The 24,200-nt window shown below is 72.3% G+C and carries 18 protein-coding genes and 1 pseudogene; 14 read left to right on the top strand and 5 right to left on the bottom strand.

Annotated features, from left to right (window positions below; all coding sequences use genetic code 11):
* Window positions 1-178 precede the first annotated feature (178 nt).
* From ACFVYN_RS38610 to ACFVYN_RS38590, 5 genes are all read left to right on the top strand, one after another.
* Window positions 179-943, top strand: coding sequence for a DUF4097 family beta strand repeat-containing protein (locus ACFVYN_RS38610; RefSeq protein ID WP_390007003.1), 765 nt, complete (start codon window positions 179-181; stop codon window positions 941-943).
* A 231-nt stretch (window positions 944-1,174) separates the two neighbouring features.
* A complete protein-coding gene (locus tag ACFVYN_RS38605; protein WP_390007002.1) occupies window positions 1,175-1,405 on the top strand; it encodes a DUF5133 domain-containing protein in 231 nt (76 codons plus the stop codon).
* A gap of 117 nt (window positions 1,406-1,522) precedes the next feature.
* On the top strand, window positions 1,523-3,181 hold the full coding sequence (locus ACFVYN_RS38600) for a catalase (protein WP_390007000.1): 1,659 nt from the start codon (window positions 1,523-1,525) through the stop codon (window positions 3,179-3,181).
* 81 nt (window positions 3,182-3,262) lie between these two features.
* Window positions 3,263-4,612 (top strand): diacylglycerol/lipid kinase family protein, encoded by a 1,350-nt coding sequence (locus ACFVYN_RS38595; protein WP_390006999.1) that lies wholly within the window; start codon window positions 3,263-3,265, stop codon window positions 4,610-4,612.
* Window positions 4,605-5,210, top strand: a complete 606-nt coding sequence (locus ACFVYN_RS38590; protein ID WP_390006997.1) for a phosphatase PAP2 family protein — start codon at window positions 4,605-4,607, stop codon at window positions 5,208-5,210. Before ACFVYN_RS38595 ends, ACFVYN_RS38590 begins: the two co-directional genes overlap by 8 nt.
* Before the next feature lie 22 nt (window positions 5,211-5,232).
* Here the strand turns inward: ACFVYN_RS38590 and ACFVYN_RS38585 are convergent, their stop codons facing one another.
* Window positions 5,233-5,829, bottom strand: coding sequence for a hypothetical protein (locus ACFVYN_RS38585; protein WP_390006996.1), 597 nt, complete (start codon window positions 5,827-5,829; stop codon window positions 5,233-5,235).
* Between the two features lie 174 nt (window positions 5,830-6,003).
* Here ACFVYN_RS38585 and ACFVYN_RS38580 point away from each other — a divergent pair, with 174 nt between their 5' ends.
* From ACFVYN_RS38580 to ACFVYN_RS38540, 9 genes are all read left to right on the top strand, one after another.
* On the top strand, window positions 6,004-6,297 hold the full coding sequence (locus ACFVYN_RS38580; RefSeq protein WP_390006995.1) for a hypothetical protein: 294 nt from the start codon (window positions 6,004-6,006) through the stop codon (window positions 6,295-6,297).
* A 90-nt stretch (window positions 6,298-6,387) separates the two neighbouring features.
* Window positions 6,388-6,852 (top strand): hypothetical protein, encoded by a 465-nt coding sequence (locus tag ACFVYN_RS38575; RefSeq protein ID WP_390006993.1) that lies wholly within the window; start codon window positions 6,388-6,390, stop codon window positions 6,850-6,852.
* Window positions 6,849-8,024, top strand: a complete 1,176-nt coding sequence (locus ACFVYN_RS38570; RefSeq protein WP_390006992.1) for a zinc-dependent alcohol dehydrogenase — start codon at window positions 6,849-6,851, stop codon at window positions 8,022-8,024. Before ACFVYN_RS38575 ends, ACFVYN_RS38570 begins: the two co-directional genes overlap by 4 nt.
* Before the next feature lie 49 nt (window positions 8,025-8,073).
* Complete coding sequence (locus ACFVYN_RS38565) at window positions 8,074-9,042, top strand: Rieske 2Fe-2S domain-containing protein (protein WP_390006991.1); 969 nt, start codon at window positions 8,074-8,076, stop codon at window positions 9,040-9,042.
* Window positions 9,026-9,568, top strand: coding sequence for a DUF1360 domain-containing protein (locus tag ACFVYN_RS38560; RefSeq protein WP_390006990.1), 543 nt, complete (start codon window positions 9,026-9,028; stop codon window positions 9,566-9,568). The genes ACFVYN_RS38565 and ACFVYN_RS38560 overlap by 17 nt, the downstream gene beginning before the upstream one ends.
* A 136-nt stretch (window positions 9,569-9,704) precedes the next feature.
* Window positions 9,705-10,877, top strand: a complete 1,173-nt coding sequence (locus tag ACFVYN_RS38555; RefSeq protein ID WP_390006989.1) for a glutamate--cysteine ligase — start codon at window positions 9,705-9,707, stop codon at window positions 10,875-10,877.
* 193 nt (window positions 10,878-11,070) lie between these two features.
* Complete coding sequence (locus ACFVYN_RS38550; RefSeq protein ID WP_390006987.1) at window positions 11,071-12,855, top strand: N-acetylglutaminylglutamine amidotransferase; 1,785 nt, start codon at window positions 11,071-11,073, stop codon at window positions 12,853-12,855.
* 374 nt (window positions 12,856-13,229) lie between these two features.
* Complete coding sequence (locus tag ACFVYN_RS38545; RefSeq protein ID WP_390006986.1) at window positions 13,230-15,305, top strand: S9 family peptidase; 2,076 nt, start codon at window positions 13,230-13,232, stop codon at window positions 15,303-15,305.
* Window positions 15,306-15,419: 114 nt separating this feature from the next.
* The gene (locus tag ACFVYN_RS38540; RefSeq protein WP_390006984.1) at window positions 15,420-16,883 is read left to right on the top strand and encodes an aminotransferase class I/II-fold pyridoxal phosphate-dependent enzyme; all 1,464 of its coding nucleotides are present in this window, start codon (window positions 15,420-15,422) and stop codon (window positions 16,881-16,883) included.
* On the opposite strand, the gene ACFVYN_RS38535 is transcribed toward ACFVYN_RS38540, so the two are convergent.
* The 4 genes and pseudogenes from ACFVYN_RS38535 to ACFVYN_RS38520 form a co-directional block, all read right to left on the bottom strand.
* Entirely contained in the window at window positions 16,852-18,570 is a 1,719-nt protein-coding gene (locus tag ACFVYN_RS38535) for a RecQ family ATP-dependent DNA helicase (RefSeq protein ID WP_390006982.1), read from the bottom strand. The two genes, ACFVYN_RS38540 and ACFVYN_RS38535, sit on opposite strands and share 32 nt — an antisense overlap.
* An 11-nt stretch (window positions 18,571-18,581) precedes the next feature.
* On the bottom strand, window positions 18,582-18,890 hold the full coding sequence (locus ACFVYN_RS38530) for a hypothetical protein (protein WP_390006980.1): 309 nt from the start codon (window positions 18,888-18,890) through the stop codon (window positions 18,582-18,584).
* Window positions 18,891-18,960: 70 nt separating this feature from the next.
* Window positions 18,961-21,374, bottom strand: a pseudogene (locus ACFVYN_RS38525) (SpoIIE family protein phosphatase).
* 58 nt (window positions 21,375-21,432) lie between these two features.
* Window positions 21,433-24,200 (bottom strand): response regulator (locus ACFVYN_RS38520; protein ID WP_390006978.1); only part of this gene is annotated, 2,768 nt, incomplete at its 5' end.

Raw genomic sequence — 24,200 nt, 5'->3', positions numbered from 1 at the left:
TCGTCGGGGTGATCCTGATCGGCTGGTCCTTCTGGTCCTCCGTACGCCGCAACAAGGCGCTCGCGGCGACCGAGGACGCGACGGACACGGACTCGGTCCCGGCGCCGTAGGCCCGCACCGCCCGTCCCCGCCGTCCGCCTCTGCCATGGCCACGACGAACCGGGGCATCCGACGTGACATGAAGGCGATGCCGACACGGCGCCTGACGCGCCTGATGGTGGTACTGGCACTGCTGCCCCTGGCAGGGGCGTGCAGCGACGATCGCGACCGGGCCTCCGGAGGCCCGCCGGCGGCGGGAACGCTCCGCGTCGCGGACTCCGGCGAACAGGTGGTCGTCGCCACCGACAACGGCCTGCGGCTGCGCCCGGCCGACGGCCGCGGCGTCACCGTCGACGACCGGGTCGAGAAGCACTGGTCCCATCACGGGAAGGTGTGGACGCTCGACCTGTCGTGCGCCGACCGGGGCGCGGGCGACGGGGACTGTCCCCGGATGCCGTACGTGGAGATCCCCGACGGCATCAGTGTCACGGCCACCGCCCGCAACGCCGGCGTCGACGTGGCGGGCGTCGCCGCCGCCCTGGACATCACGACCGTCAACGGCGATGTGACGGTGACCCGTTCCGGACGCGACGGCGCCGACGTACGGCTGTCCACCCGCAACGGCTCGGTGCGCGCGACGGGCGTGGCGGCGCGGCGGGTGCACGCGGCGACCACGAACGGCGACGTGGTCCTCGGATGCGCGGCGGTCCCGTACGGTGTCAGCGCCGCGACCGTCAACGGTTCGGTCGACGTCACCGTGCCCCACGACAGCCCGCCCTACCGGGTCACCGCGTCCACCGACAACGGCCGCGCCACCGTGGCCGTCCCGGTACGCGAGGCCGACCGGGACCACACCATGGCTCTGACCACGGTCAACGGTGACGTCGACGCCCGCCGGGAGTGACCCCTGCACGGCCCCACCGGCGAGGGGAGCGCTGAGGATGTCATCGGTGGTTTGAGCTTCAGTCGCCCGGGCAGACGGCGGTTCAGGTGCTTGGGACAACAGGCCCACCGCGGAAGCGGCCCATTGCGGCTCTCCTTGGTGCGTGCCGCCGAGGCCTCTCCCGCGAACAGTCCGAGTGACGCGGCGGATGGCACCGCCCGCACTCCCACTGCGCAGACGGAGGAGCGAATCATGCTCATGGCCCACCCCGCCCTTCTCACCGACCTGCTCGAGCGCTACGAGGCGCTGCATGTCCTGCACGCCGAGGAAGGCAGCGTCGGAGCGCGGCAGCGCCTCGAGGACGTGTCCTACACCCTGTGCATCGCCACAGGCACCCGTGACATCGAATCCGCCCTGGCAGCGGCCCGCCGGCAGTTGTCCGGGATCCGCCCCAAGGACGACTCGCTGGTGGCGGGCGCCTGACGTGAGTGACACGAGCCGACCGGGTACTCGGGTGATCCGCCGAACCGGCCGGAGGCTGCCCGCTGTCCCAGGGGCCGCCGCCTGCCGAGACCCCGAGAACCTGAGGAGCCCCCGATCATGACGGATGTGTCCGGTACCGGTCCCGCTCCGGGCGACGACCGCAAGGTGCTCACCAACCGCCAGGGCCACCCGGTCCACGACAACCAGAACCAGCGCACCATCGGCGCCCGAGGGCCCGCCACGCTGGAGAACTACCAGTTCCTGGAGAAGATCAGCCACTTCGACCGGGAACGCATCCCCGAGCGCGTCGTACACGCCCGCGGCGTCACCGCCTACGGCTACTTCGAGTCCTACGGGGCCTGGGGCGACGAGCCGATCAGCCGGTACACCCGGGCCAAGCTGTTCCAGGAGCGTGGCAAGCGCACCGACCTGGCCGTCCGCTTCTCCACCGTCATCGGCGGGCGCGACTCCTCCGAGGCCGCCCGTGACCCCCGCGGCTTCGCCGTGAAGTTCTACACCGAGGACGGCAACTGGGACCTGGTGGGCAACAACCTGGGCGTCTTCTTCATCCGGGACGCGATCAAGTTCCCTGACGTCATCCACGCCCTCAAACCCGACCCGGTCACCTTCGAACAGCAGCCGCGCCGCATCTTCGACTTCATGTCGCAGACACCGGAGTCGATGCACATGCTGGTCAACCTGTTCAGCCCGCGCGGCATCCCCGCGGACTACCGCCACATGCAGGGCTTCGGCGTCAACACCTACAAGTGGGTCAACGCCGACGGCGAGACCAAGCTGGTCAAGTACCACTGGATGCCCAAGCAGGGCGTCCGCTCGATGACCGAGGAGGACGCCGCCAACGTGCAGGCGGACTCGCTCGGCCACGCCACCAAGGACCTGTACGAGGCGGTCGCCCGCGGGGATTACCCCGAGTGGGAGCTCCTCGTCCAGGTGATGGACGACCACGACCACCCCGAGCTGGACTTCGACCCGCTGGACGACACCAAGACCTGGCCCGAGCAGGACTTTCCGCCGAAGCCGGTGGGCCGGATGGTGCTGGACCGGATGCCGGAGGACTTCTTCGCCGAGAACGAGCAGATCTCCTTCGGCACCGGCGTCCTCGTCGACGGCCTCGACTTCTCCGACGACAAGATGCTGGTGGGCCGGACCTTCTCCTACAGCGACACCCAGCGCTACCGGGTGGGCCCCAACTACCTCCAGCTCCCCGTCAACCAGGCCAAGAACGCCGAGGTGCGCACCAACCAGCGCGACGGGCAGATGACCTACCACGTGGACGGCGGGGGCGAGAATCCGCACGTCAACTACGAGCCGTCCATCACCGGCGGCCTGCGCGAGGCGCAGTACCCGACGCACGACGAACAGGGCCCGGAGATCCACGGCCGGCTCACCCGCAAGCGCATCCCCCGCACCAACGACTACCTGCAGGCGGGCCAGCGGTACCTCCTCCTGGAGGAGTGGGAGCGGGACGACCTGGTGAAGAACTTCACCGACCTGCTCGCCCAGTGCGACCGGCCCGTGCAGGAACGCATGGTGTGGCACTTCCTGCTGGTGGAGAACGACCTCGGACTGAGGGTCGGTGACGGCCTCGGCATCAGCCCCGAGGATGTCGCCGGTCTCGAGCCGCTGGCCAGTCAGGACCTCACCGACGAGGACCGCAAGCGGCTGTCGAACCTCGGCAAGAACCCGCCGCGTGACGTCGAGGGCCTGACCATGACCCACTGCGTGCCGGACGAGCGGCACGTAGTGACCCGCTGATCCACCCTGGACCAGGACGGCACCGGCGGCGGGGGCACATGAGATCGTTGGGCCACCGACATCCGAGAGGCGGCCCGAACGATGAACGAGGTGGAGCCGGACGGCTCCGGCACCGCGGCGCGGACGCTGGCCCGGCTGGCTCTGCTCTGCCTGGCCGGAGTGGTCGCGGCGGTGGTGGCCGCGGGCCAGTGGCTGCTCCTGCTGCTGGGCTTCGTGGGCCTCGTCCTGGCCGCCGCCGGCATCTGGTGGGCGCTGGCCCACCGGGGCGTGGCGCGGGTGTGCGGCGCCCTGTTGGCGGTGGCCGCGCCCGTGGCCGTTCTGGTCCTGTACGCGGTGTCCGGCCTGTGGCCGTTCGCGGCGTCGGCGCTGGGCCTGTGGGTGGCGGCACTGGCCTGCGCCCGAAGTGCCCTGCGCCGACTGCGGGCACCCCGTGCCACGCACTCCCGTCCGGTCCGGCCGCCTCGCAGGCCGATCCTGATCATGAATCCGCGGTCGGGCGGCGGCAAGGTCGGCGAGCACGAACTGGTGGAGCGGGCCGAGGCATTGGGCGCCCGGGTGATCCTGCTCGACGTGGACGACAGCCCCGATCCGGCGGCGCTGGCCCGCCAGGCCCTCGCGGAGGGCGCGGACCTGCTCGGCGTGGCGGGCGGGGACGGTACGCAGGCCCTGGTGGCGGGGGTGGCCGCGGAACACGACGTGCCGTTCGTGGTCCTCGCCGCCGGGACCCGCAATCACTTCGCGATGGACCTGGGCCTGGACCGCGATGATCCTGCCAGTGGACTCCAAGCCCTCACGCACGGCGTGGAGATCCGGGTCGACCTGGGTGACGTGGCCGGCCGGCCCTTCGTGAACACAGTCTCCTTCGGGACCTACGCGGAGATCGTGCAGAACCCCGAGTACCGCGAGGCCAAGGCGTCCACCACGCTCGACCTGCTGCCGGACCTGCTGGTCGGAGAGGCCGGAGCCGAGCTGACCGCCACGGCGGACGACCAGCGCCTCGAAGCCCCGCACGCGCTGCTGGTGAGCAACAACCCCTACGCACAGGCCGGCCCGATGGGCGTCGGACGACGATCCCACCTGGACGAAGGCCGACTCGGTGTGATCAGTGTGCGGATCGAGGGCGCGGCACAGGCCGCCGAACTCGCGCTGCGCGGCGAACGCGCCAGCGGGATCACTTCCTCGACCTCGCGCCGGGTGGTCGTCGAGGCCGACGCGGAGACCATCCCGGTGGCCGTGGACGGCGAAGCGCTGCTGCTGCCCCCGCCGGTCGTGTGCACCGTACGACCCAAGGCCCTGCGGGTGCGGGTACCGAGAGACCGCCCCGGCGCGCCGTACACTGCCCCGTCGGTCGACTGGCGCCGGGTCGTGCGCCTCGCCCTCGACCGGACTCCCATCCCGGCCGTCAAGAACCAGGAGCAGAGCGATGCTTGACCGACCGCAGCCCGAACAGCCCACCTCCCGGGAGCTGTTGCGGGATCTCGCCGCCCTCGACCAGGCGCTGTACGAGGCCGTCACGGTCACCCGGACGCCGGCCCTGGACCACGCCTTGCGGCAGTTGTCGGCCGCGGCGGACCACTCCAAGATCTCCTTCACGATCGCCGGACTGCTGGCGCTGTTCCCCGGCCGGCCGCGGCGCGCCGCCGCCCTCGGAGTCGCGGCCATCGGTGTCGCCTCGGCGAGCGCGAACATGCTCGGCAAGCGCCTGGTGCGCCGACCCCGTCCGCACCGGGCGGAGAACTCGCCGTTTCCCGGGCGGCATGTGCCGATGCCCGAGTCCGCGTCCTTCCCCTCCGGGCACACGGCGTCCGCCGTCGCGTTCGCGGCGGCGGTCGGACCCGCGCTTCCCGTCGCCACGGTGCCGCTGGGCCTGCTGGCCTGCGCGGTGGGCTACTCACGGATCCACACCGGCGTGCACTACCCGGGTGACGTCGTCGCCGGTGCCGTCCTGGGCACCGGGGCGGCGGCCGTGGTCCTCGCGGCCGCCGGTCGGTACGGCGGCGGTCTGCGTCCCTCGCGGCGGACCGGCTGAACGAGCCGCACGGGCGCGTTCGTCAGTCCGACGGCCCGGAGCCGTCCTCGGGCCCCGCGGCGGGTTCGCTCGCGTCGGGCGAGGTGTAGAAGACCGAGGTCCCCTGCTTGGTGCGCTGGGCCTGGTTCCTCGCCACGAGTCCCTCGAGCGTGGTGCGCACGACGGTGGCCTTGACCGTGCGCTCGGGGTGCTGCTTGCCGAGCGCGGTCGAGACCTCGGCCGCCGATCGGGGCTCCTTCTGCGCGGCCAGATGCTCTCGGACGAGGTCGACGAGTGTGGACCCTGAGCGTGCCGTGGACCCTGACCGGGCGGTCGAAGCCTTGGAGGCCGCCTTCTTCGCGCTCTGCTTGCCGGCCGGTGCGGTGGCCCTCTTACGGGGAGCGGGCACCGCGTCGCGTGCCGGAGCGGCGGACGAACCGGCTGGCGTCGGGGTGCCCAGGACCTGCTGGATGTTCAGCAGGACGGTGTGGTCGTGCTGCAGAGCGGCCAACTGGCCCTGCAGCGCCGCGATTTCCCCGCTGAGGCGCTCTTGTTCCTTGAGGTTGCGTTCCAGGTCGTCGGCCACCTGGGTGCTGTACTGCGAGGTCAACTCGGTGGTGGCGGGAGCGGATTCGGACATGGGCTGGCACCTCTTCCTGGGCCTTGGCGTGCTGTGCCGCCTGCTTCCGGATGCGCGGTGACGGCTTCTGCCGCACGCCTATGTCGTAGTGATACTACGCAGGACACCTGTCTTGTTCTGCACTTGTGCCGCACCCGCTGCCTGGTGGACGACGATCGGGGTACACGGGTCGGCATGACACACACTGACGACCCCACAGCGATCAGGGCCGCAAGGCAACTGCGCCGTATACGGGCCTTCTACGCGGCCGGCGTCGTCCTGTGGACGGCGTCGTCGGCCTGGACGATGTGGGACTCTCCCGGCAGCCGGCCCATGTGGACCTCCCTGCTGCTCCTGGCCGTCTTCACGGGCCTGCTGGCCATGGCCTCGCGGTGGCTGCGGCACCTCGGGCCCACCGGTGCGCCCCGGCCCTCTCACCACGTCGCGTTTTCCGGACGGGCCGGGCGCCACGCGATGTCCAAGTCCTGATCACCCCGATTCCGGGTACTCACCTGCCCGGGCACCCACCAGGGTGCCCGGGCAGGTGCATGCAGAGCCGCATGACGGAAAGGTGAGCCCATGATCCCCAGGAAGTCCCTCTGGGTGGCCGCTGCGGGAGTCGCCGCAGCCGCCGTTGCCGTGCGGAGGGCACGGACACCCGGTTCGGCGCCGAGCAGCGCGAACCGGTGGCAGGCGGTGACGGTCAACTGCGCACCGGAGGACCTGCGGGCGGACAAGCTGCCGCCCCCGCTCCAGGAGTACGGCGAACGCATCGAGACGCGGATCAGCCCGGCGCCCGCGGACCGCGGCACCGAACTGGCCGTGCGGCTCAAGCAACCACCGTCGGACCTCGCGCGGTCCGTGCCCGCGCGCCTCGCGGGCCAGGACCCGCGCCAGGACCTGCGCCGCGCTCTGCGGGAGGCCAAGTCCCTGCTGGAGGCGGGCGAGGTGCTGGTCCCGGACGAGCCGACCACCCATGACACCCCGGGCGGCAAGGTCATCGGACTGTTCAGCCGACGCGCCGACGGGGAGGGTGTGCTGTGAAGGCACTGTGCTGGGAAGGCGTGAACAAGCTCGCCGTCGAGCAGGTGCCGGACCCGGTCCTGCGCAACGACCAGGACATGATCGTGCGGCTGATCGCGGGCACCACCTGCGGTTCCGACCTGCATCTGATCGGCGGCTACATCCCCTTCATGCGGTCCGGTGACGTCATCGGACACGAGTTCCTCGGCGAGGTCGTCGAGGTGGGGGACGGGGTGCGCCGGCACGCCGTGGGGGACCGGGTCGTCGTCTCCTCCTTCGTCGGCTGCGGCCGCTGCTGGTACTGCACCCATGACCTGTGGTCGCTGTGCGACAACACCAACACCAACCCCGGGATCGGCCAGGCCCTCTTCGGTGCCGACACCGGCGGCATCTTCGGCTACTCGCACGCCATGGGCGGACTGCGCGGCAGCCACGCCGAGTACGTCCGCGTGCCCTTCGCGGACTACGGAGCCTTCAAGGTCCCGGAGGGCGTGGACGACACCAGCGCGCTGTTCGTGTCCGACTCGGTGCCGACCGGCTGGATGGGCGCCGACCTCGGCGGGGTCAAGCCCGGTGACGTCGTGGCCGTATGGGGGTGCGGCGCCGTCGGCCAGATGGCGGCGCGTGCCGCGATACTGCTGGGCGCGGAACGGGTGATCTCCATCGACCGGATCCCGGAACGCCTGGAGATGACCGAGCGGTTCATCGGCAGCGAGGTCATCGACTACACGGCCACCGACGTCGGCGCGGAACTGCGCGAGCGCACCGGAGGACGTGGTCCCGACGTGTGCATCGAGGCGGTCGGCATGGAGGCGCACAGCGACAGCCCGGTCCATCTGTACGACCAGGTGAAGCAGCAGCTGCGGCTCCAGACGGACCGCCCCACCGCCGTACGGCAGGCCATCCACGCCTGCCGCAAGGGCGGCACGGTGTTCGTGCTGGGGGTCTTCGCCGGGGCCGTCGACAAGTTCCCGCTCGGCGCGGTCATCAACAAGGGGCTGACCGTACGGGGCGCCCAGCAGCACGGCCAGCGCTACATCCCGATGCTGCTGGACCGGCTGGCCGCCGGGGACCTGAGCACCGCGCACCTGGCGACCCACACGGTGTCCCTGGACGACGCGCCGCAGGCGTACGACCTGTTCAAGCAGAAGACGGACGGCTGCGTCCGCGCGGTCATCCGACCGGGCGGCTGAGCTGCTCGTCGGTCGTTTGCCGCACGTGCAGGGGGAGACCCGGCTGCCCATGAGCGTGCGACGACATCATCCACGGACACGACAGAACCGGGTCCTGCGGCTGCTCGACCGTCTGGAGCGGGAACCGCGGCAGGACCCGCTGATCGACGCACTCGGGGCGGGGATACGGTCCCTGCCCCTGGGGCGCGGCCGGGACGTGCTGCACGGCACGTGGCTGGGGCATCCCGTCCATCCGCTGCTGGTGCAGGTGCCGATCGGCAGCTGGCTGTCCGCCGCGATCCTGGACCTGCGCAAGGGCCGCCCCCGGGAGGCGGGCCTGCTGGTGGGCGTCGGCCTGGCCGCGGCCGTCCCCGCCGCACTGACGGGGGCCGTGGACTGGGCGGAACTGCGCCGCCCGCAGATGCGCGTCGGGCTGGTGCACGCCGTGTCCAACACGACGGCCGTCGGCCTGTACACGGCCTCCCTCGCCTGCCGCGTCGCTGGGCGTGGGCGCGCGGGCCGGACCCTCGGCTTCCTGGGACTCGCGGCAGTGGGAGCCGGCGGCATGCTGGGCGGCCACCTGGCCTACCGGCAGGCCGCCGGCGCCAACCACGCCGAGGCCGTACCCCATGTCGTCAGCGACCGCTGGCACCGGATCGGCGCCGTGGACGAGTTCCCGGCCGGCCGGCCCGTGCGGCGCAGCGTGGACGACGTGCCGGTCGTGGTGGTGCGGGAGACCGGCGGGGAGATCCACGCGCTGGCCGACCGGTGCAGCCATCTGTCGGGGCCGCTGTCCGAAGGGACGGTGTCCGACGGATGCGTGCGGTGTCCCTGGCACGGCAGCGTCTTCCGGCTCTCGGACGGGCTGAACGTCCAGGGCCCGGCCATCGCCCCTCAGCCGGTCTTCGACACACGCGTCACCGACGGACAGGTCGAGGTGCGACTGCGCCACCACGGAGAGAACCATCAAGAGAAAAACGCGGACGGCGGGGAACCGGGCCGCTACCTGAGTGAGGCGAGCCATGAGCACAGCAACTGACAGCCGTATCGGACGACGGGCACAGGCGTTCCTGCGCCGTACCGGCCGTGACTACGCGGGCACGCACGACCGGCCCCTGCGTGGCTATCTCGCCGCCATGGCGGCGTTCGGCACGTACACGGCGGGCTGGGCCACGGTGGTACGGCTGCGCGGGCGCCCCCTGCCCGACCGGCCGGAACCCTGGGACGTGCTCCTGACCTCCGTGGCCACCTTCCGGCTCAGCCGGCTGATCAGCAAGGCGTCGGTGACCAGCCCGCTGCGTGCTCCCTTCACGCGGTACGTCGGTCCGCAGGGCCCCGCCGAGCTGCACGAGGAGGCGCAGCCCGAGACCGGCAAGGACACCGTCGGCGAGCTGATGACCTGCCCGTTCTGCATGAGCGTCTGGGTGGCGTCGACCCTGACCGCCGGACAGCTCCTGTGGCCCCGCGCGACACGTACCGCGATGGGCGCGCTGGCCGCGCTGGCCGGGGCGGACGCCCTGCAGCTGGCGTACGGCGCGCTGGTCGGCAGGACCACCGACGACTGACCGGGAAACCCGCTCATCTGTGGGCCACCTTCGCCAAACGCGCATAGCCGTGCTTATCCGTCGATCTTCTGGGCACTTGGGGGTCACCCTGCGACAGGCGGGACCATCGGCACCACCTCAAGGAGCGACTGTGGCCATGCGCATCGGAGTAGAGGAGGAGTTCCACATCCTGGAAAAGGAGAGCGGACTGCTCGTGCCGCGCGCCGACGCGGTCCTGCGTCGGCTCTCCCGGGACACCTTCACCACGGAGCTGCACCAGTCCACCGTGGAGTCGAACAGTGGCGTGCACGCCTCCCTGACCGACCTGTACACCGACCTCGCCAGAACCAGACGGCGGCTCGACGAAGCCGCCTCCTCGCTGGGGCTGGCGGTCGTGGCCGCGGGCACGGCTCCCCTCGCCCCCGCGGCCTCCGGGCACCCCACCGCCGGCGCGCGCTACCGCCACATGGTCGAGGAGTACCGCCAGGTCGCCGACGAGCAGCTCATCTGCGGCGCCCAGGTCCATGTGGACATACCCGACCGCGACACGGCCGTCGGGGTGATGTGCGCGGTCTCTCCCTGGCTGCCCGTGCTGCTGGCGCTGTCCGCCAGCTCACCGTTCTGGCAGGGATCCGACACCGGCTACGCCAGCTGGCGCACGCTGCTGTGGCAGCGCTGGCCGACCGCGGGCCCGGTCGGCTGCTTCCGCAGCGCGGCCGACTACGACGCCGCGGTGGGCGACCTCGTCCGGGCCGGGGTCATCAGCGACCCCGGGATGATCTACTACGACGTCCGTCCCTCCGCCCACCTGCGGACGCTGGAACTCCGAATCTGCGACGCCTGCCCGCGGGTGGAGACCGTCGTGCTCGTCGCCGGCCTGTTCCGCGCTCTGGTGGCCGAGGCCGTCGAGCTGCGCGCGGCCGGTGCGGCGGCGTGCGACGGCCGTCACGAATGGCTGCGCGGCGCGTCCTGGCGGGCCGCCCGCTCCGGCCTGGAGGGTGTCCTGGTGGATCCGAGGACCCACCGGGAGGCGCCCGCCGCCGACGTCGTACGCGCACTGCTGGCCCGGTTGCGTCCCGCGCTGGAGGCCAACGGCGACTGGCAGACCGTCAGGGATCTGGCCGAGGCGGCCCTGGCCGACGGCAGTGCCGCCGAGCGCATGCGCCGCACTGCGCGGGAGGAGGACCTGCTGTCCTGCACCGACCTGCTGATCGCGGAGACCCGCGGCGAGCGGCGACACCGCAGGCCGGCCCACGTCAGCCGCAGGAGCGTCGCGCGTTCCGTCGCGGGCGGGGCAGGCTCCGGCGCACCGGAGGTCCTGGGCACCTGACCCGGCTCCCGCGCGGCGCGCGCCCGGCTGTCCCGTCGGCCCGTCCCCCATCCGACAACCCCGAGCATCCGACAACCCCGAGGAGAGATTTCGTCATGTCCAGCAATTCCGCCCGGGTCGCGACCGGCAGGCGCGACCCGGGGTTCCCGTCCCGGCTCGTGGCCGACGGCTCCTGGGAAGGGGGCGGCGCGTCATGTGCGGTCTGAGCGGCGAGATCCGCTTCGACGGTGAGCGACCCGACCTCGCGGCCGTCGAGCGTATGACCGACCGGCTCGCCGCCCGCGGACCGGACGGCCAGGGCGTCTGGACACGGGGCGCGGTGGCGCTGGGGCACCGACGACTGAAGATCATCGACCTGTCCGACGCCGGCGCCCAGCCGATGACCGACGCCGACGGCGAGATCACCGGCGTCTTCAACGGCTGCGTCTACAACTACCAGGAGCTGCGCGAGGAGCTCGGCAGCCTCGGACACCGCTTCAAGTCGACGTCCGACACGGAAGTCGTGCTCCACGCCTACCGGGAGTGGGGAACCGCCTGTGTGGAGCATTTCCACGGCATGTTCGCCTTCGCGCTCGTCGAGCACCGCACCGGCCGTGTCGTGCTGGGCCGCGACCGGCTGGGCATCAAGCCGCTGTACCTGGCGCCGACGCCGGACCGGCTGCGGTTCGCCTCCTCCCTGCCCGCTCTCCTGGCCGCCGGGGACGTGGACACCACCATCGATCCGGTGGCCGTCCACCAGTACCTGAGCTGGCATGCCACGGTCGCCCCGCCGCGCACCGTCCTCAACGGCGTGCGCAAACTGCCGCCGGCCACCGTCCGGGTCGTCGAGCCGGACGGCAGCCACCGCGACCACCGCTACTGGCAGCCGTCCTACACCCGGCGGGACGAGTACGCGGGCATGGGGCCCGACGAGTGGCGTGACGCGGTGCTGGAGGCGCTGCGCACGGCCGTACGCCGCCGGATGGTCTCCGACGTGCCGGTGGGCGTGCTGCTCTCCGGCGGCCTGGACTCCAGCCTGATCGTGGCGCTGCTCGCCGACGAGGGCCAGCGCGACCTGAAGACGTTCAGCGTGGGCTTCGAGGCGGAGGACGGGGAGGAGGGCGACGAGTTCCGCTACTCGGACCTGGTCGCCCGCGAGTTCGGCACGGACCACCGGCGGATGATGGTGCCCTCGGACCGGGTCTCGACCGCTCTGGACGACGCCGTCGCAGCGATGAGCGAGCCGATGATCAGCCACGACGTGGTCGCCTTCCACCTGCTGTCCGAGCAGGTCTCCAAGGAGGTGAAGGTCGTGCAGAGCGGGCAGGGCGCCGACGAGGTGTTCGCCGGGTACCACTGGTATCCGGAGCTGGCCGCGGTCGCCCGTGAGGAGGAGCCGCAGCGGTACGCCGAGACGTACTTCGACCGCCCGCACGCCGATCTCGCGGGGATCCTCCAGCCGCACATGCTGCCCCGGGAGGACGTGTCGGGCTGCTTCGTGAGGGAGCACATGGCACGCCCCGGCGCGCAGACCGCCCTGGACGCGGCGCTGCGACTGGACACGCACGTCATGCTCGTCGACGACCCGGTGAAGCGGGTCGACAACATGACCATGGCCTGGGGACTGGAGGCCCGCGTGCCCTTCCTCGACCACGAGCTGGTGGAACTGGCCGCGGCCTGCCCTCCGGAACTCAAACTCGCCGACGGCGGCAAGGGCGTACTGAAGGAAGCCGGCCGCAAACTCCTGCCGCGGGAGATCGTCGACCGGCCCAAGGGGTACTTCCCGGTCCCGGCCATCCGGCACATGGCGGGTCCCGTCCTGGACCGGGTGAGGGAGGCGCTCGCGGCACCCGAGGCGAAGAAGCGGGGGATCTTCCAGGAGTCGTACGTGACGGAGCTCCTGGCGGCGCCCGACGAGCACCGGACCAAACGGGGCGCCAACGCCCTGTGGCAGGTGGCGCTGCTGGAGATATGGCTGCAGACGCACGACATCTCGTGACCGGCGAGCACACCACCCGGCCACCCCACCCGGCGCCGCCCGCCCCGGCGTGGGGCCCCCGTGCCGCGACGCCCGCATCGGCGCAGGGACCTGCCTCGCCGCAGGGGCCTGCGAGTGCCGCAGTGCCGGGATCGGTGCCGGGGTCTGCCGGTGGTGCGGCGCCCGCGTCGGTACAGGGGCCTCCCGGTGCCGCGGCTCCCGGATCGGCGCCTGGGTCTACCCGTGGTGTGGCGCCGGCATCGCCGCAGGAGCCTGCCGGCGCTGCGGCGCCCGGCTCTGTCGGCCCCACAGGCCCCGCGTCGGTGCAGGGGCTGGCCCACCCCGCAGACCCCGCACCGGTGCAGGGACCTGCTCGCCTCGCAGACCTCGCACCTATGCAGGGGCCCGCCCACACCGCGGCGCCCCCACCGGTGCAGGAGCCCGACCGTGCCGTGGCGCCCGCCCCCATGCCGTTGCCCGAGGCGGAAGGGCCCCGGGACGCTGTGACCCGGCTGCACGCGCACGGCTGCTGGTATCCCTCCGCCGATCCCGACGGCACCCAGGTGGCCTTCATCTGCGACCGGGGCGGCGTCCCCCAGCTGTGGGCCGGGCCCGTGGATGGGGAGGGCATCCGGCTGCTCGACTCCTCGCCAGATCCCGTGAAGGAGGTGTCCTGGTCACCCGACGGCCGCTGGATCGCGTACACCACCGCACCGGGCGGCGGAGAGCACTCGCGCGTGCTGTGCGTGCGCCCCGACGGCACCGGTCGTCGCCTGCTGGCCGGTGACGACCCGGACAGCTCCGCCTACCTCGGCTGTTGGGCCCACGACGGCTCGGCCGTCGCCGTCACCCTCGCCGCACCGGCCGCCGCCCGGGCCCGGGCGGACGGACTGTGGCAGCCGCCGGAGGCCGCCCCGGCCCACTGGACCGCGCGGGACGGCCGGGCGACGCTCCTGGGCACCACCGCGTACGCCGTGGGGCCGGGCGGGACACCGGCGACCCGGCCGGGCGCGGGCCTGTCCGCCTACCTGATCGATCCGGACGCGCTGGCCTCTCCCGTGCTGCTCGCCACGGAACCGGACGCCCCCACCCTCCGGGTGTGCGACCTCAGCCACGACGGCAGGCTCGCGCTGCTGCGCCGGGGGCCGCGCGGGCGGCGAGAGGCGTTCGTGCGGCGTCTCTTCGACGGGGCGACGACCTTCACGCTGCCGGTCGCCGACGGTGACCAGTGGATCGGCCGGTTCTCGCCCGACGGGCGGACGCTGTGGCTGCGCAGCGACGCCGACCGGGAGTACGCGGCCCTGTTCGCCGTCGCTCTGGACGCCGACGGCACCCCGCTCGGCAGAACCGTCGTCGCCGAGCGCGAGGACTGCGACCTCGAACTGCTGGCGATGGCGCACGACGGCCGGACGGCGGTGCTCGCGTGGAACGTGCGGGGCGCCTGCGAACTCGACGTCGTCGAGACCGCCCCCGGCTACGGCGCCGCGGACACCGCCGGACCGGCGCGGCCGGTGCCGCTGCCCCACGAGGTCGTTACGCGGATCGCGCCGGCCGGCGCCGGACGCCTGCTGCTGGCCCTGTCCGGCTCGCAACGCCGCCCCGGCGTGTGGTGGGCCCACGAAGGCGTGTCCCTGCTGCGCACCCCGTGGTCCTCCCGGGACGAGGACGCCGTCCCGCCGGGCCGCCCACCCGTACGCCCCGTCCTCTCCCGCCTCACCGCCCGGGACGGCCTGCCCCTCAGCGGCTGGTACTACCGCGCCCCGGGACGCGCCCCGAACGAGCCCGCGCCCTGTGTGATCCACCTGCACGGCGGCCCCGAGGACCAGGAACGCCCGGTGTTCGACCCGCTGTACCACGAGCTGCTCGGGCGCGGGCTGGACGTCTTCGCGCCCGACGTGCGCGGTTCCGGCGGACACGGCCGGTCCTTCGTCGACGCCGACCTGGGCGCCGGCCGCTTCGCCGCACTCGACGACGTCGCGGACTGCGCGGCGCACGCCGTCACGGCGGGCCCCGCGGACCCGACCCGGCTTGCGGTGATGGGGCGCTCGTACGGCGGCTACCTGACCTTCGCCTCCCTCGTCTGGCACCCGGACCTGTTCCGCACCGGCGTCGCGGTCTGCGGTATGTCCGACCTCCTGACCTTCTTCGCCGGCACCGAGCCCTGGATCGCGGAATCCGCGGCGCACAAGTACGGCCACCCCGAACGCGACCGCGAACTGCTGCACGCCCTGTCACCGATGAGCCGTGTCGACGCGCTGCGGGTTCCGCTGCTCGCCGTGCACGGCGAGCACGACACCAACGTGCCGCCGGGGGAGTCGGAACAGTTCGTGCGGGCCGCGCGTGAGCACGGAGTCCCCGCCGAACTCCTTGTCCTGCGGGACGAGGGGCACGACTTCCTGCGTGCGGACAACCGGCGCCTGTTCCGCCGGGCCGCCGCGGACTGGATGGAGCGGCACCTGCACCCCTCCTGACCCCCGGACGCCAGTTCGGGGCGTTTCGGACGGCGCCAGCGGTCAACACGGTGTTCAGACCGACAGGCCCTATCACTTCGACATGGACGGGGCGGGACGGACTTGGGAGGAACCATGGATCACTCGCGGGTGCCCGTACTGGAGGCGCTGCAGGAGTTCCGGCGTCGCGGAGACATGGTCTTCGGCCCGCCCGGCCACAAGCAGGGCCGCGGCGTGGACCCGCGAGTGGCCGAGATCGTCGGACTCGACGTGTTCCGCTCGGACGTCCTGTCCCTCAACGGGCTGGACGACCGCCGCCAGTCCCAGGGCGTACTCAGCCAGGCGCAGGAACTGATGGCCGACGCGGTCGGTGCCGAGCAGGCGTTCTTCTCCACCTGCGGCAGCTCCCTGTCCGTCAAGACGGCGATGCTGGCCGTGGCGGGGCCCGGGGAGAAGCTGCTGATCTCGCGCAACGCGCACAAGTCCGTGATCTCGGCGGTCGTCGTCAACGGCGTCGAACCGATCTGGGTCCACCCCAAGTTCGACCGTGACCGGCACATCGCCCATCCGCCGGAGCCCGACGACGTACGCCGTCGGCTCGAGGAGCACCCGGACGCCAAGGGCATGCTGCTGATCACCCCCACCGACTGGGGGACCTGCGCCGACATCCGGGGTGTGGCGCGGGTGTGCCACGAGTTCGACGTGCCCCTCATCGTCGACGAGGCCTGGGGCGCCCACCTGCCCTTCCACCCCGACCTGCCGGCCTGGGGCATGGACGCCGAGGCGGACCTGGTGGTCACCAGCGTCCACAAGATGGGCGGGGCGATCGAGCAGAGCTCCGTCTTCCACCTCCAGTACGACCGGGTCTCGCCGGAAGCGCTCAAGCAGCGGGAGGACCTGCTGGGCACCACCAGTGCCTCGTCGCTGGTGTACCTGACCCTTGACGGCTGGCGCCGTCAGATGGTCGAGCAGGGCCACGACCTGCTGGACGCCGCGCTGCGCCGCGCGGAACGGATCCGGCTGGCGGCCGGGGACCTGCCGGGACTGCGGCCTATGGGGCAGGAGATCGTGGAGGAAGGGCTCGCCGCCGAGTTCGACCCCCTGAAGATCGTGATCGACGTACGCAAGCTCGGGATCAGCGGCATGCAGGCCGCCGAATGGCTGCGGGCCGAGCGGCACGTGGATGTGGGCGGTTCCGACACCTGCCGGATCAGCGCGTCGATCACGTACGCCGACGACGACGAGACGGAGAAGGCGCTGCTGGACGCCCTGCACGCCCTCACCGAGGGCGCCGAGTCCATCGAACGCAGGCCTCCGGTACGTCTGCCCGAGCCCTCGGCGCTTGAGCTGGAGCAGGCGATGCTGCCGCGCGGGGCCTTCTTCGCCGAGGTCGACCACGTCCCCGCCGAGCGTGCCGCCGGCCGGATCTCCGCGGAGATGATCAGCCCCTACCCGCCGGGCGTGCCGGCGATCGCTCCCGGTGAGGTCATCACCGACGAGGTCCTCGACTACCTGCGCAGCGGCGTCGAGCACGGCGTCCTGATCCCGGACGCCGCCGATCCCTCGGTCAAGACGTTGCGGGTGGTGGCCCGGCACTGAGCGGGTCTGCCGTGAGGAGGCCCTTGCCGGCGATCGCCGCCAGGGACAGCGTGCGGTAGCCCATGGACTCGAACAGCACGGTGATGCGGTCGCCCTCCTCACTCATCACCGTGCCCTCTCCCCACTCCGTGTGCCGCACCCGAGTGCCCGCCGGATAGGAAACGTCGGGCGCCTGCGAGTCGCAGTCGTGGCTCGTGTCGCCCACCCCGTCGACGACGCTGTCCCCGGACGGGGCGGGCACAACGGGCGCACACATGTCGCACGCCCCGCACGGGGCGTCGTAGGGCTCCCCGAAGTAGCCGAGCAGGAAGCGGCGCCGGCAGCCCGTGGTCTCGGCGTACCCCAGCATCATGGCCAGCCTCGACTCCTCCAGCCTTCTGCGCGACCGGGCCTCCTCCGCCGCACGTGCGGACGCCTCCCCGGCCGTGATCCCGGGGACGGCGCGCACCCGCCCGTCGTCCTCGGTGCGCACGGCCTCCGCCTGTTCCAGGAGATTGACGGCCGCCGTCACCCGTCGGCGCGAGAGGTCCGTCTCCTTCGCGATGTCGTCGGGATCGGCGGGAGCGTCGCGCTCGTGGAGGCGCTCCGCGACCGCGCCGAGGGTGTCCTCGTCCGGCGCGCGCGTGGCGAAGAGGCGTTGCAGCCCGCTGTCCTGCGACCGGTAGTGCAGGACGGCGAGCGCGGGCCCGCCGTCACGGCCCGCACGGCCGATCTCCTGGTAGTAGGCGTCGAGGGAACCGGGTACGGAGGCGTGCAGCACGAACCGCACGTCCTCCTTGTCGATGCCCATGCCGAAGGCGGAGGTGGCGACCACGACGTCGGTCTCGCCGGCCAGGAAGGCATCGTGGACCCGGGAGCGCTCACCGGCTGTCAGCCCGGCGTGGTAGGCGTCGGCCGACAGTCCCAGCTCGGCCAGGTCGGCGGCGTAGGCCTCGGCGTCCTTGCGGGTGGCGGTGTAGACGAGGCCCGGCTTGGGCTCCGCCGCGGCACGCTCCAGGACCACCCGGCGCTTTTCCGTGTCGTCCAGGAAGCGGCGCACCTCCAACGCGATGTTCGGCCGGTCGAAACCGGCGACGACCAGCTCCGGATCTTCCATGCCGAGCCGCTCGACGATCTCCTCGCGCACCGGCGGGGCGGCCGTGGCGGTCAGGGCGAGGACCGGGGGCCTGCCCATCCGCTGGGCGGCCTGGGCCAGGCGGAGGTAGTCGGGACGGAAGTCGTGGCCCCAGGCGGCGACGCACTGCGCCTCGTCGACGACGAACAGCGAGGGCGCGGCCCGGGCCAGGCGTTCGACCACCTCGTCCTTGGCGAGCTGCTCGGGGGAGAGGAACAGGAACTCGGCGTCGCCGTGCCGCACCGCGTCCCAGGCCGCCTCCGCCTCTCCGGCCGCCAGGGCGGAGTTGACCGCGACGGCCTCCGGGGCGTCGGCGTGGCTGAGCAGACCGGCGATCTGGTCCCGCTGGAGGGCGATGAGCGGGGAGACCACCACCGTGGGCCCGGGAAGCAGCAGCCCGGGCACCTGGTACACCGCCGACTTCCCGGCGCCGGTGGGCATCACGGCCAGGGTGTCCCGGCCCCGCATGACCGCTTCCATCGCGGTGAGCTGCCCCGGCCGCAGCTCGCTCCAGCCGAACACGTCGTCGGCGGCACGCGCCAACCGCTCCGGCAGACTCCTCTTGTCGGACACGCCGGCTCCCTTCACGGCCTGGGGTTGGTGCGGTGCCACTGCGGCCGTGCGTCGCCGCCGCGACGTCCCGCCACGGAGGCACAGCGCGGACACAGGCGCCGCACCCGGTCGGCCGCGCCCCCGGACTCCGGGAAGGTGTCGGACCAGGTGACGTGCGCGAAGCGGATCAGCTCGGAGCGGCTCAGCGAAAGCCGGCAGACCGTCTGGTTCATGCCCGGCTCCCATGCGTGGACCTCTCCGGCCGGCAGCCGGCGGCGGCCCTCCTCCTCGTCCGTCCACTGACCGGACGCGGCGACGGCGTACTGCTTGACACGTGGCATGGCTGCGGCTCCCCGATCGTCTGGGGCACCGCGTTCCCCGTCTGCCCGGACACAAGCCCCGGCTCCTGCCTCAGGCCACCCGGATCCCCACGATGCAGGTGTCGTCGTCCGTGTCCGACTTGCTGTGCGTCAGCAGACGGTCCAACTGCTGGTCCAGCGTGGGCGGTACGGCCCGAGCGACCGTCAGGAACTGTGTCAGGGACTCCTCCACGGACCGGTCCCGGCGCTCGATCAGACCGTCCGTGTACATCAGCAGAGTGTCGTCGACCGCCAGCTGGACCTCGTGCTCCTCATACGTCGCCTCCGGTACGGCACCCAGCAGCAGCCCCGTCACCAGCGGCAGCGGCGCCGCGTCCGAGCCGCGCACCAGGACCGGCGGCAGATGCCCGGCCCGCGCCCAGCGCAGGGTGTGGTTCTCCGGGTCGTACAGGCCGCAGACCGCCGTGGCGGTGACGGCGCCGGTCAGATGGTGGGCGACCATGTTGAGCCAGGACAGCAGCTGGCCAGGCCCGGCACCGGTCACGGCGAGGCCGCGCAACGCGTTGCGCAGGACGACCATGCTGGTGGCCGCCTCTATGCCGTGTCCCGCGACGTCGCCGACGCACAGCAGCACCAGCCGGGACGGCAGCACGACCGCGTCGTACCAGTCGCCGCCGACCAGGTGCTGGGTCTCCGCGGGCCGGTAGCGCACCGCCACGTCCAGTCCCGGAACCGCCAGCGGCGCCTGCGTCGGGGGCATGATGGCGTGCTGCAACTGCAGCGTCAGCCGGTCGCGTTCGCTGGCCTGCTGCTCGGTGTGGGCGAGCTGGTCCCGGGTGGCGGCGAGGGCGACCTCGGTCCAGTGGTGGGAGGAGATGTCCTGGTAGGCGCCGCGCAGGACATACGGCTGCCCGGCGGAGTCCAGGACCGGCTCGGCCACGACCCGGATGTGGCGGGTGACCCCGTCGGGGCGCTGCAGACGGAACGCGGTGGACGCGGGACGGCGCTGGTGGAGCAGGGTGCGCAGGAACCGGCCGATGGCGACCGCGTCGTCGGGGTGGGCGTAGGCCGTCAGGTCCTCCAGCGGCACGGGGGCGTCGGAGGCGGGCCTGCCGTAGAGGTGGTAGAGCTGGCCGTTCCAGGTGATCTCACCCGTCAGCAGGTTCTCCTCGAAACCGCCGATGCGGCCCAGGCGCTGGGCGTGCTGGAGCAGGCTCGCCAGGCGGGCCGTCTCGTCCTCGATGCGCCAGATCAGCAGAACGCTGCCGCCGTGCCGGCTGACGTTGATGTCGGCGACCGCCGCGAGCGCGACATCGTCCACCAGGGCGGTGAGCCGCATGCGGTGGGCGCGGAAGGGCTCGCCGGTGGCGTAGACGCGCTCGATCCGTTCGAACAGCTCGCTGTGGCCCGCGGCCATCGGGTACGCCTCCAGCAGCAGCGCGCCGTTCACGGCGCCCCGCGGCCGGCCGGGTCGAGGAAGCGGCTGTTGACGTGCTGGATGCGGAAGTCGACGAGCTGCCCGTCGGGGTCCAGGTGCGGCACCAGCACCAGGGCGGGATCGTGGAGCCCGTCGGCCAGGTCCATCAGCTCGGAGACGTCCGGTGGGAGGCGCGGGTCGGGGGCGCCGTCGGGGTGCTCGAGCGCGTACGTCTCCAGGGTGTGCCCGCACAGCTCGGCCAGGGCCTCGATCTGGCGGACGATCGCCGGGGGAGGGGGCTCCAGCGGTGTGGACCAGGCGATCTCCAGTACGCCGTGGATGCGCCCCCCGGTCCCGGCCGGCAGGGCGACCCGGCCGCCGTCGGGGAGGTGGTGCTGGCCGATGGACGGCAGGCCGGTCTGGGCCAGACTGCGGATCCACTCCCCCGTGCGCTCCGAGAGCCCACGCCGGGCCACCGTCGTCACGCCCGGCGGCACATGGCGCCAACGCCCGGCCTCGGCCGTGGAGAACCCGGCGCTGCCCGCCAGCGCCAGGGACCCGTCGGCCCCCAGGGCCCAGATGGCCACCGCCTCCGCGCCCAGGGGGGTGAGCGCGTGCTCCAGCAGCGAGTCGGCGACGGCCTGGGTGTCGTCGGCGGCCAGCACGCCGCTCTCCGCGGTACGCAGCCGTACCGCAGAGGACTGCGCTTCGGGCGGATCGGCGGAGGCGGTCGCCGCGAGGAAGGCGCTGGTCACCTCCGACATCCGGTCGCGCGAGGTCTGGTTGATCACCTCGACGGCGAACTCCAGCGGTGTCACCCCCGCCTGCGCCGTGAGCTCGGCGAGCTGCTTCGAGGCCTGCGCCGGACCGCAGCCCAGCCGCTCGACCAGGATGCCCTTGGCCAGTTCGATCAGGGCCCGTCCGTCCGCCTCGGCCTGCGCCGCCCGCACCTCCCGGCGCAGCCGCTCCACGGTCGCCGCCAGCCTGCCGACGGGGGAGGGCTCACCGTCACCGTCGCTGCTGTCGACGGCAAGCTGGTCCTGCTCAGGGGCGGTCTGGGGCTCGGACGGCTGGCGGAGATCACTCACGGGGGGCCTGTTCCTCGGCTGGGACGTCACGCGGTCGGCTGGTGGGCTCTGCCTGCGCTCACCCCGGCAGCCACCGTCGGACCCGGGCGATCAGGTCGCCGGTGTCGACGGGCTTGGTGACGTAGTCGTTGGCACCCGACGCGAGGCTCTTCTCCTGGTCGCCGGGCATGGCCTTCGCGGTGACCGCGATGATCGGCAGCTCCGCGTACTGCGGCATCGAACGGATCTCCGCGGTGGCGGCGTAGCCGTCCATCTCCGGCATCATCACGTCCATCAGGACGAGCGAGATGTCCGGGTGGGCGAGCAGCATCTCGATGCCCTTGCGGCCGTTGTCCGCGTGCAGAACGTGGAAGCCGTGCAGTTCCAGCACCCCGCTGAGCGCGAAGAGGTTGCGCGCGTCGTCGTCGACCACGAGGACCGTCCGGCCGACGAAGGAGTCGTCCACCACCTGTGCCACAGGCCGCTGGGGGTCCTCGGAACGCACCAGCGACAGCACGTCGCCGGGCTGCTCGGCCGACAGGTGCAGGGTGATGCGCTCGCGCAGGTCGTCCAGGCTGGACAGGAAGTCCAGCGGCCGGTCACCCGCCAGGGCCCGCAGACCCTGCTCCTGGCCGAGGTTCACCCGGTGCCCGGTGTGGATGAGGACCGGCACGCTGGCCAGCGCCGAGTCGCCGCGCATGGCCTCCAGGAAGTCGGCACCCTCGTCGTGCCGCATGCCGAGTTCGAGGACGACGCAGTGGCAGGGGTCGGAGGCCAGCATGCTCGCCGCCTCCTGCGCCCCCACCGCCGTGATGATGTCGATCCCCCCGTGCGGATCGCCGGAGTCGTACGCGAGGTCCGCGACGGCCCGCTCGGCGACCAGCGTGAGCAGACCCCGCGGGCGCTCCTCGATGACCAGCAGACGGCGCCTGCGGTGCTCGGGGGAGTGTGCGGGAGCGGCGAGTTGCCGGGGCTCGGCCGACTCCCCTGCGGCCAAGGTGTGCTGCGGGTGTTCCGCGGGACGCCCGCCGCCCTCCATCAGTTCCTCGAAGTCGGCACGTGCGACAGGCAGGAACAGCGTGAAGGTGCTGCCCTGGCCGGGAGTGCTGTCCACGGTGACCGCGCCGCCCAGCAGTTGGGCGATCTCCCGGGTGATGGACAGACCGAGCCCGGTGCCGCCGTACTTGCGGCTGGTCGTCCCGTCGGCCTGCTGGAACGCCCCGAAGATCGTCTCCAGTTGCTGCTGCGGGATGCCGATACCGGTGTCCTTGACCCGGAATGCCACCACCGGACCGCCGCGGTGCACACCCGGCGGCACCTCCCGGTCCGCGGCGGGCTCGATCCGCAGCTCCACACCGCCCTGCTCGGTGAACTTCACCGCGTTCGACAGCAGGTTGCGCAGGATCTGACGCAGCCGGGAGTCGTCGGTGAGCAGATCGGCCGGGGTGCCGGGGGCGGTGGCCACCGTGAACTCCAGGCTCTTCTGCGACGTCATCGGCCTGAACGTCGCCTCGACGTACTCCAGGAGCTGACGCAGCGGGACCCGCTCGGGCGAGACGTCCATCTTGCCCGCCTCGACCTTGGACAGGTCGAGGATGTCGTTGATCAGCTGGAGCAGGTCCGAGCCCGCCGAGTGGATGATGCCCGCGTACTCGACCTGCTTCGGCGTGAGGTTGCGCGAGGGGTTCTGGGCCAGCAACTGGGCCAGGATCAGCAGGCTGTTGAGCGGGGTGCGCAGCTCGTGGCTCATGTTGGCCAGGAACTCCGACTTGTACTTGGAGGCCAGCGACAACTGCTGCGCGCGGGTCTCCAGTTCCTGCCGGGCCTGCTCGATCTGGAGGTTCTTGGCCTCGATGTCGCGGTTCTGGGAAACCAGCAGGGAGGCCTTCTCCTCCAGCTCGGCGTTGGAGCGCTGGAGCTCGTCCTGCTGGACCTGCAACTCCTCGGAGCGGGCCTGGAGTTCGGCGGTCAGCCGCTGGGACTCGTCGAGCAGCTCGTCGGTGCGGACGTTGGCGACGATGGTGTTGAGGTTGACGCCGATGGTCGGCATCAACTGCGTCAGGAAGTCCTGGTGGATCTGCCGGAAGCGGCTGACGGAGGCCAGTTCGATCACCCCGAGGACCTGCTCCTCGACCACGATCGGCAGCACCACCAGAGCGGTGGGCGCGGCGTGCCCGAGACCCGAGGAGATGGTGACGTAACCGTCGGGCAGCTCTTCCACGGTGACACTGCGGCGGTTGCGCGCGGCCTGCCCGACCAGCGAGCGCCCGACCGGGATCCGGGTGGGCCGCTCGTCGTCGTCCGGATAGCCGTACGAGCCCACCAGCCGCAGTTCGTGCCCGCGCTGGGTGTCCTCCGCCAGGTAGAAGGCGCCGTACTGGGCAGCGACCAGCGGCGTGAGCTCGTCCATGATGAGCTCGGCTACCACGGGCAGGTCCCGGTGGCCCTGCATCAGGCTGGAGATCCGGGCCAGGTTGGTCTTGAGCCAGTCCTGCTCCTGGTTGGCCCGGGTGGTCTCGCGCAGGGACTCCACCATGGAGTTGATGTTGTCCTTGAGCTCGGCGACCTCGCCGGAGGCCTCCACGTTGATCGACCGCGTCAGGTCGCCCTCGGCGACGGCGCTGGCCACCTCGGCGATCGCGCGGACCTGCCGGGTGAGGTTCCCGGCCAGTTCGTTGACGTTCTCCGTGAGCCGCTTCCAGGTGCCCTCGACGCCCTCCACCTCGGCCTGACCGCCGAGCCGCCCCTCGCTGCCGACCTCGCGGGCGACGCGGGTGACCTCGGCGGCGAACGACGACAGCTGGTCGACCATCGTGTTGATGGTCGTCTTCAGCTCCAGGATCTCGC

Source organism: Streptomyces sp. NPDC058307 (assembly GCF_042880295.1).
Taxonomy (GTDB): Bacteria; Actinomycetota; Actinomycetes; order Streptomycetales; family Streptomycetaceae; genus Streptomyces.
The sequence above is the reverse complement of the archived record's forward strand: the minus strand, read 5'-3'. Positions and strand labels throughout refer to the sequence as shown.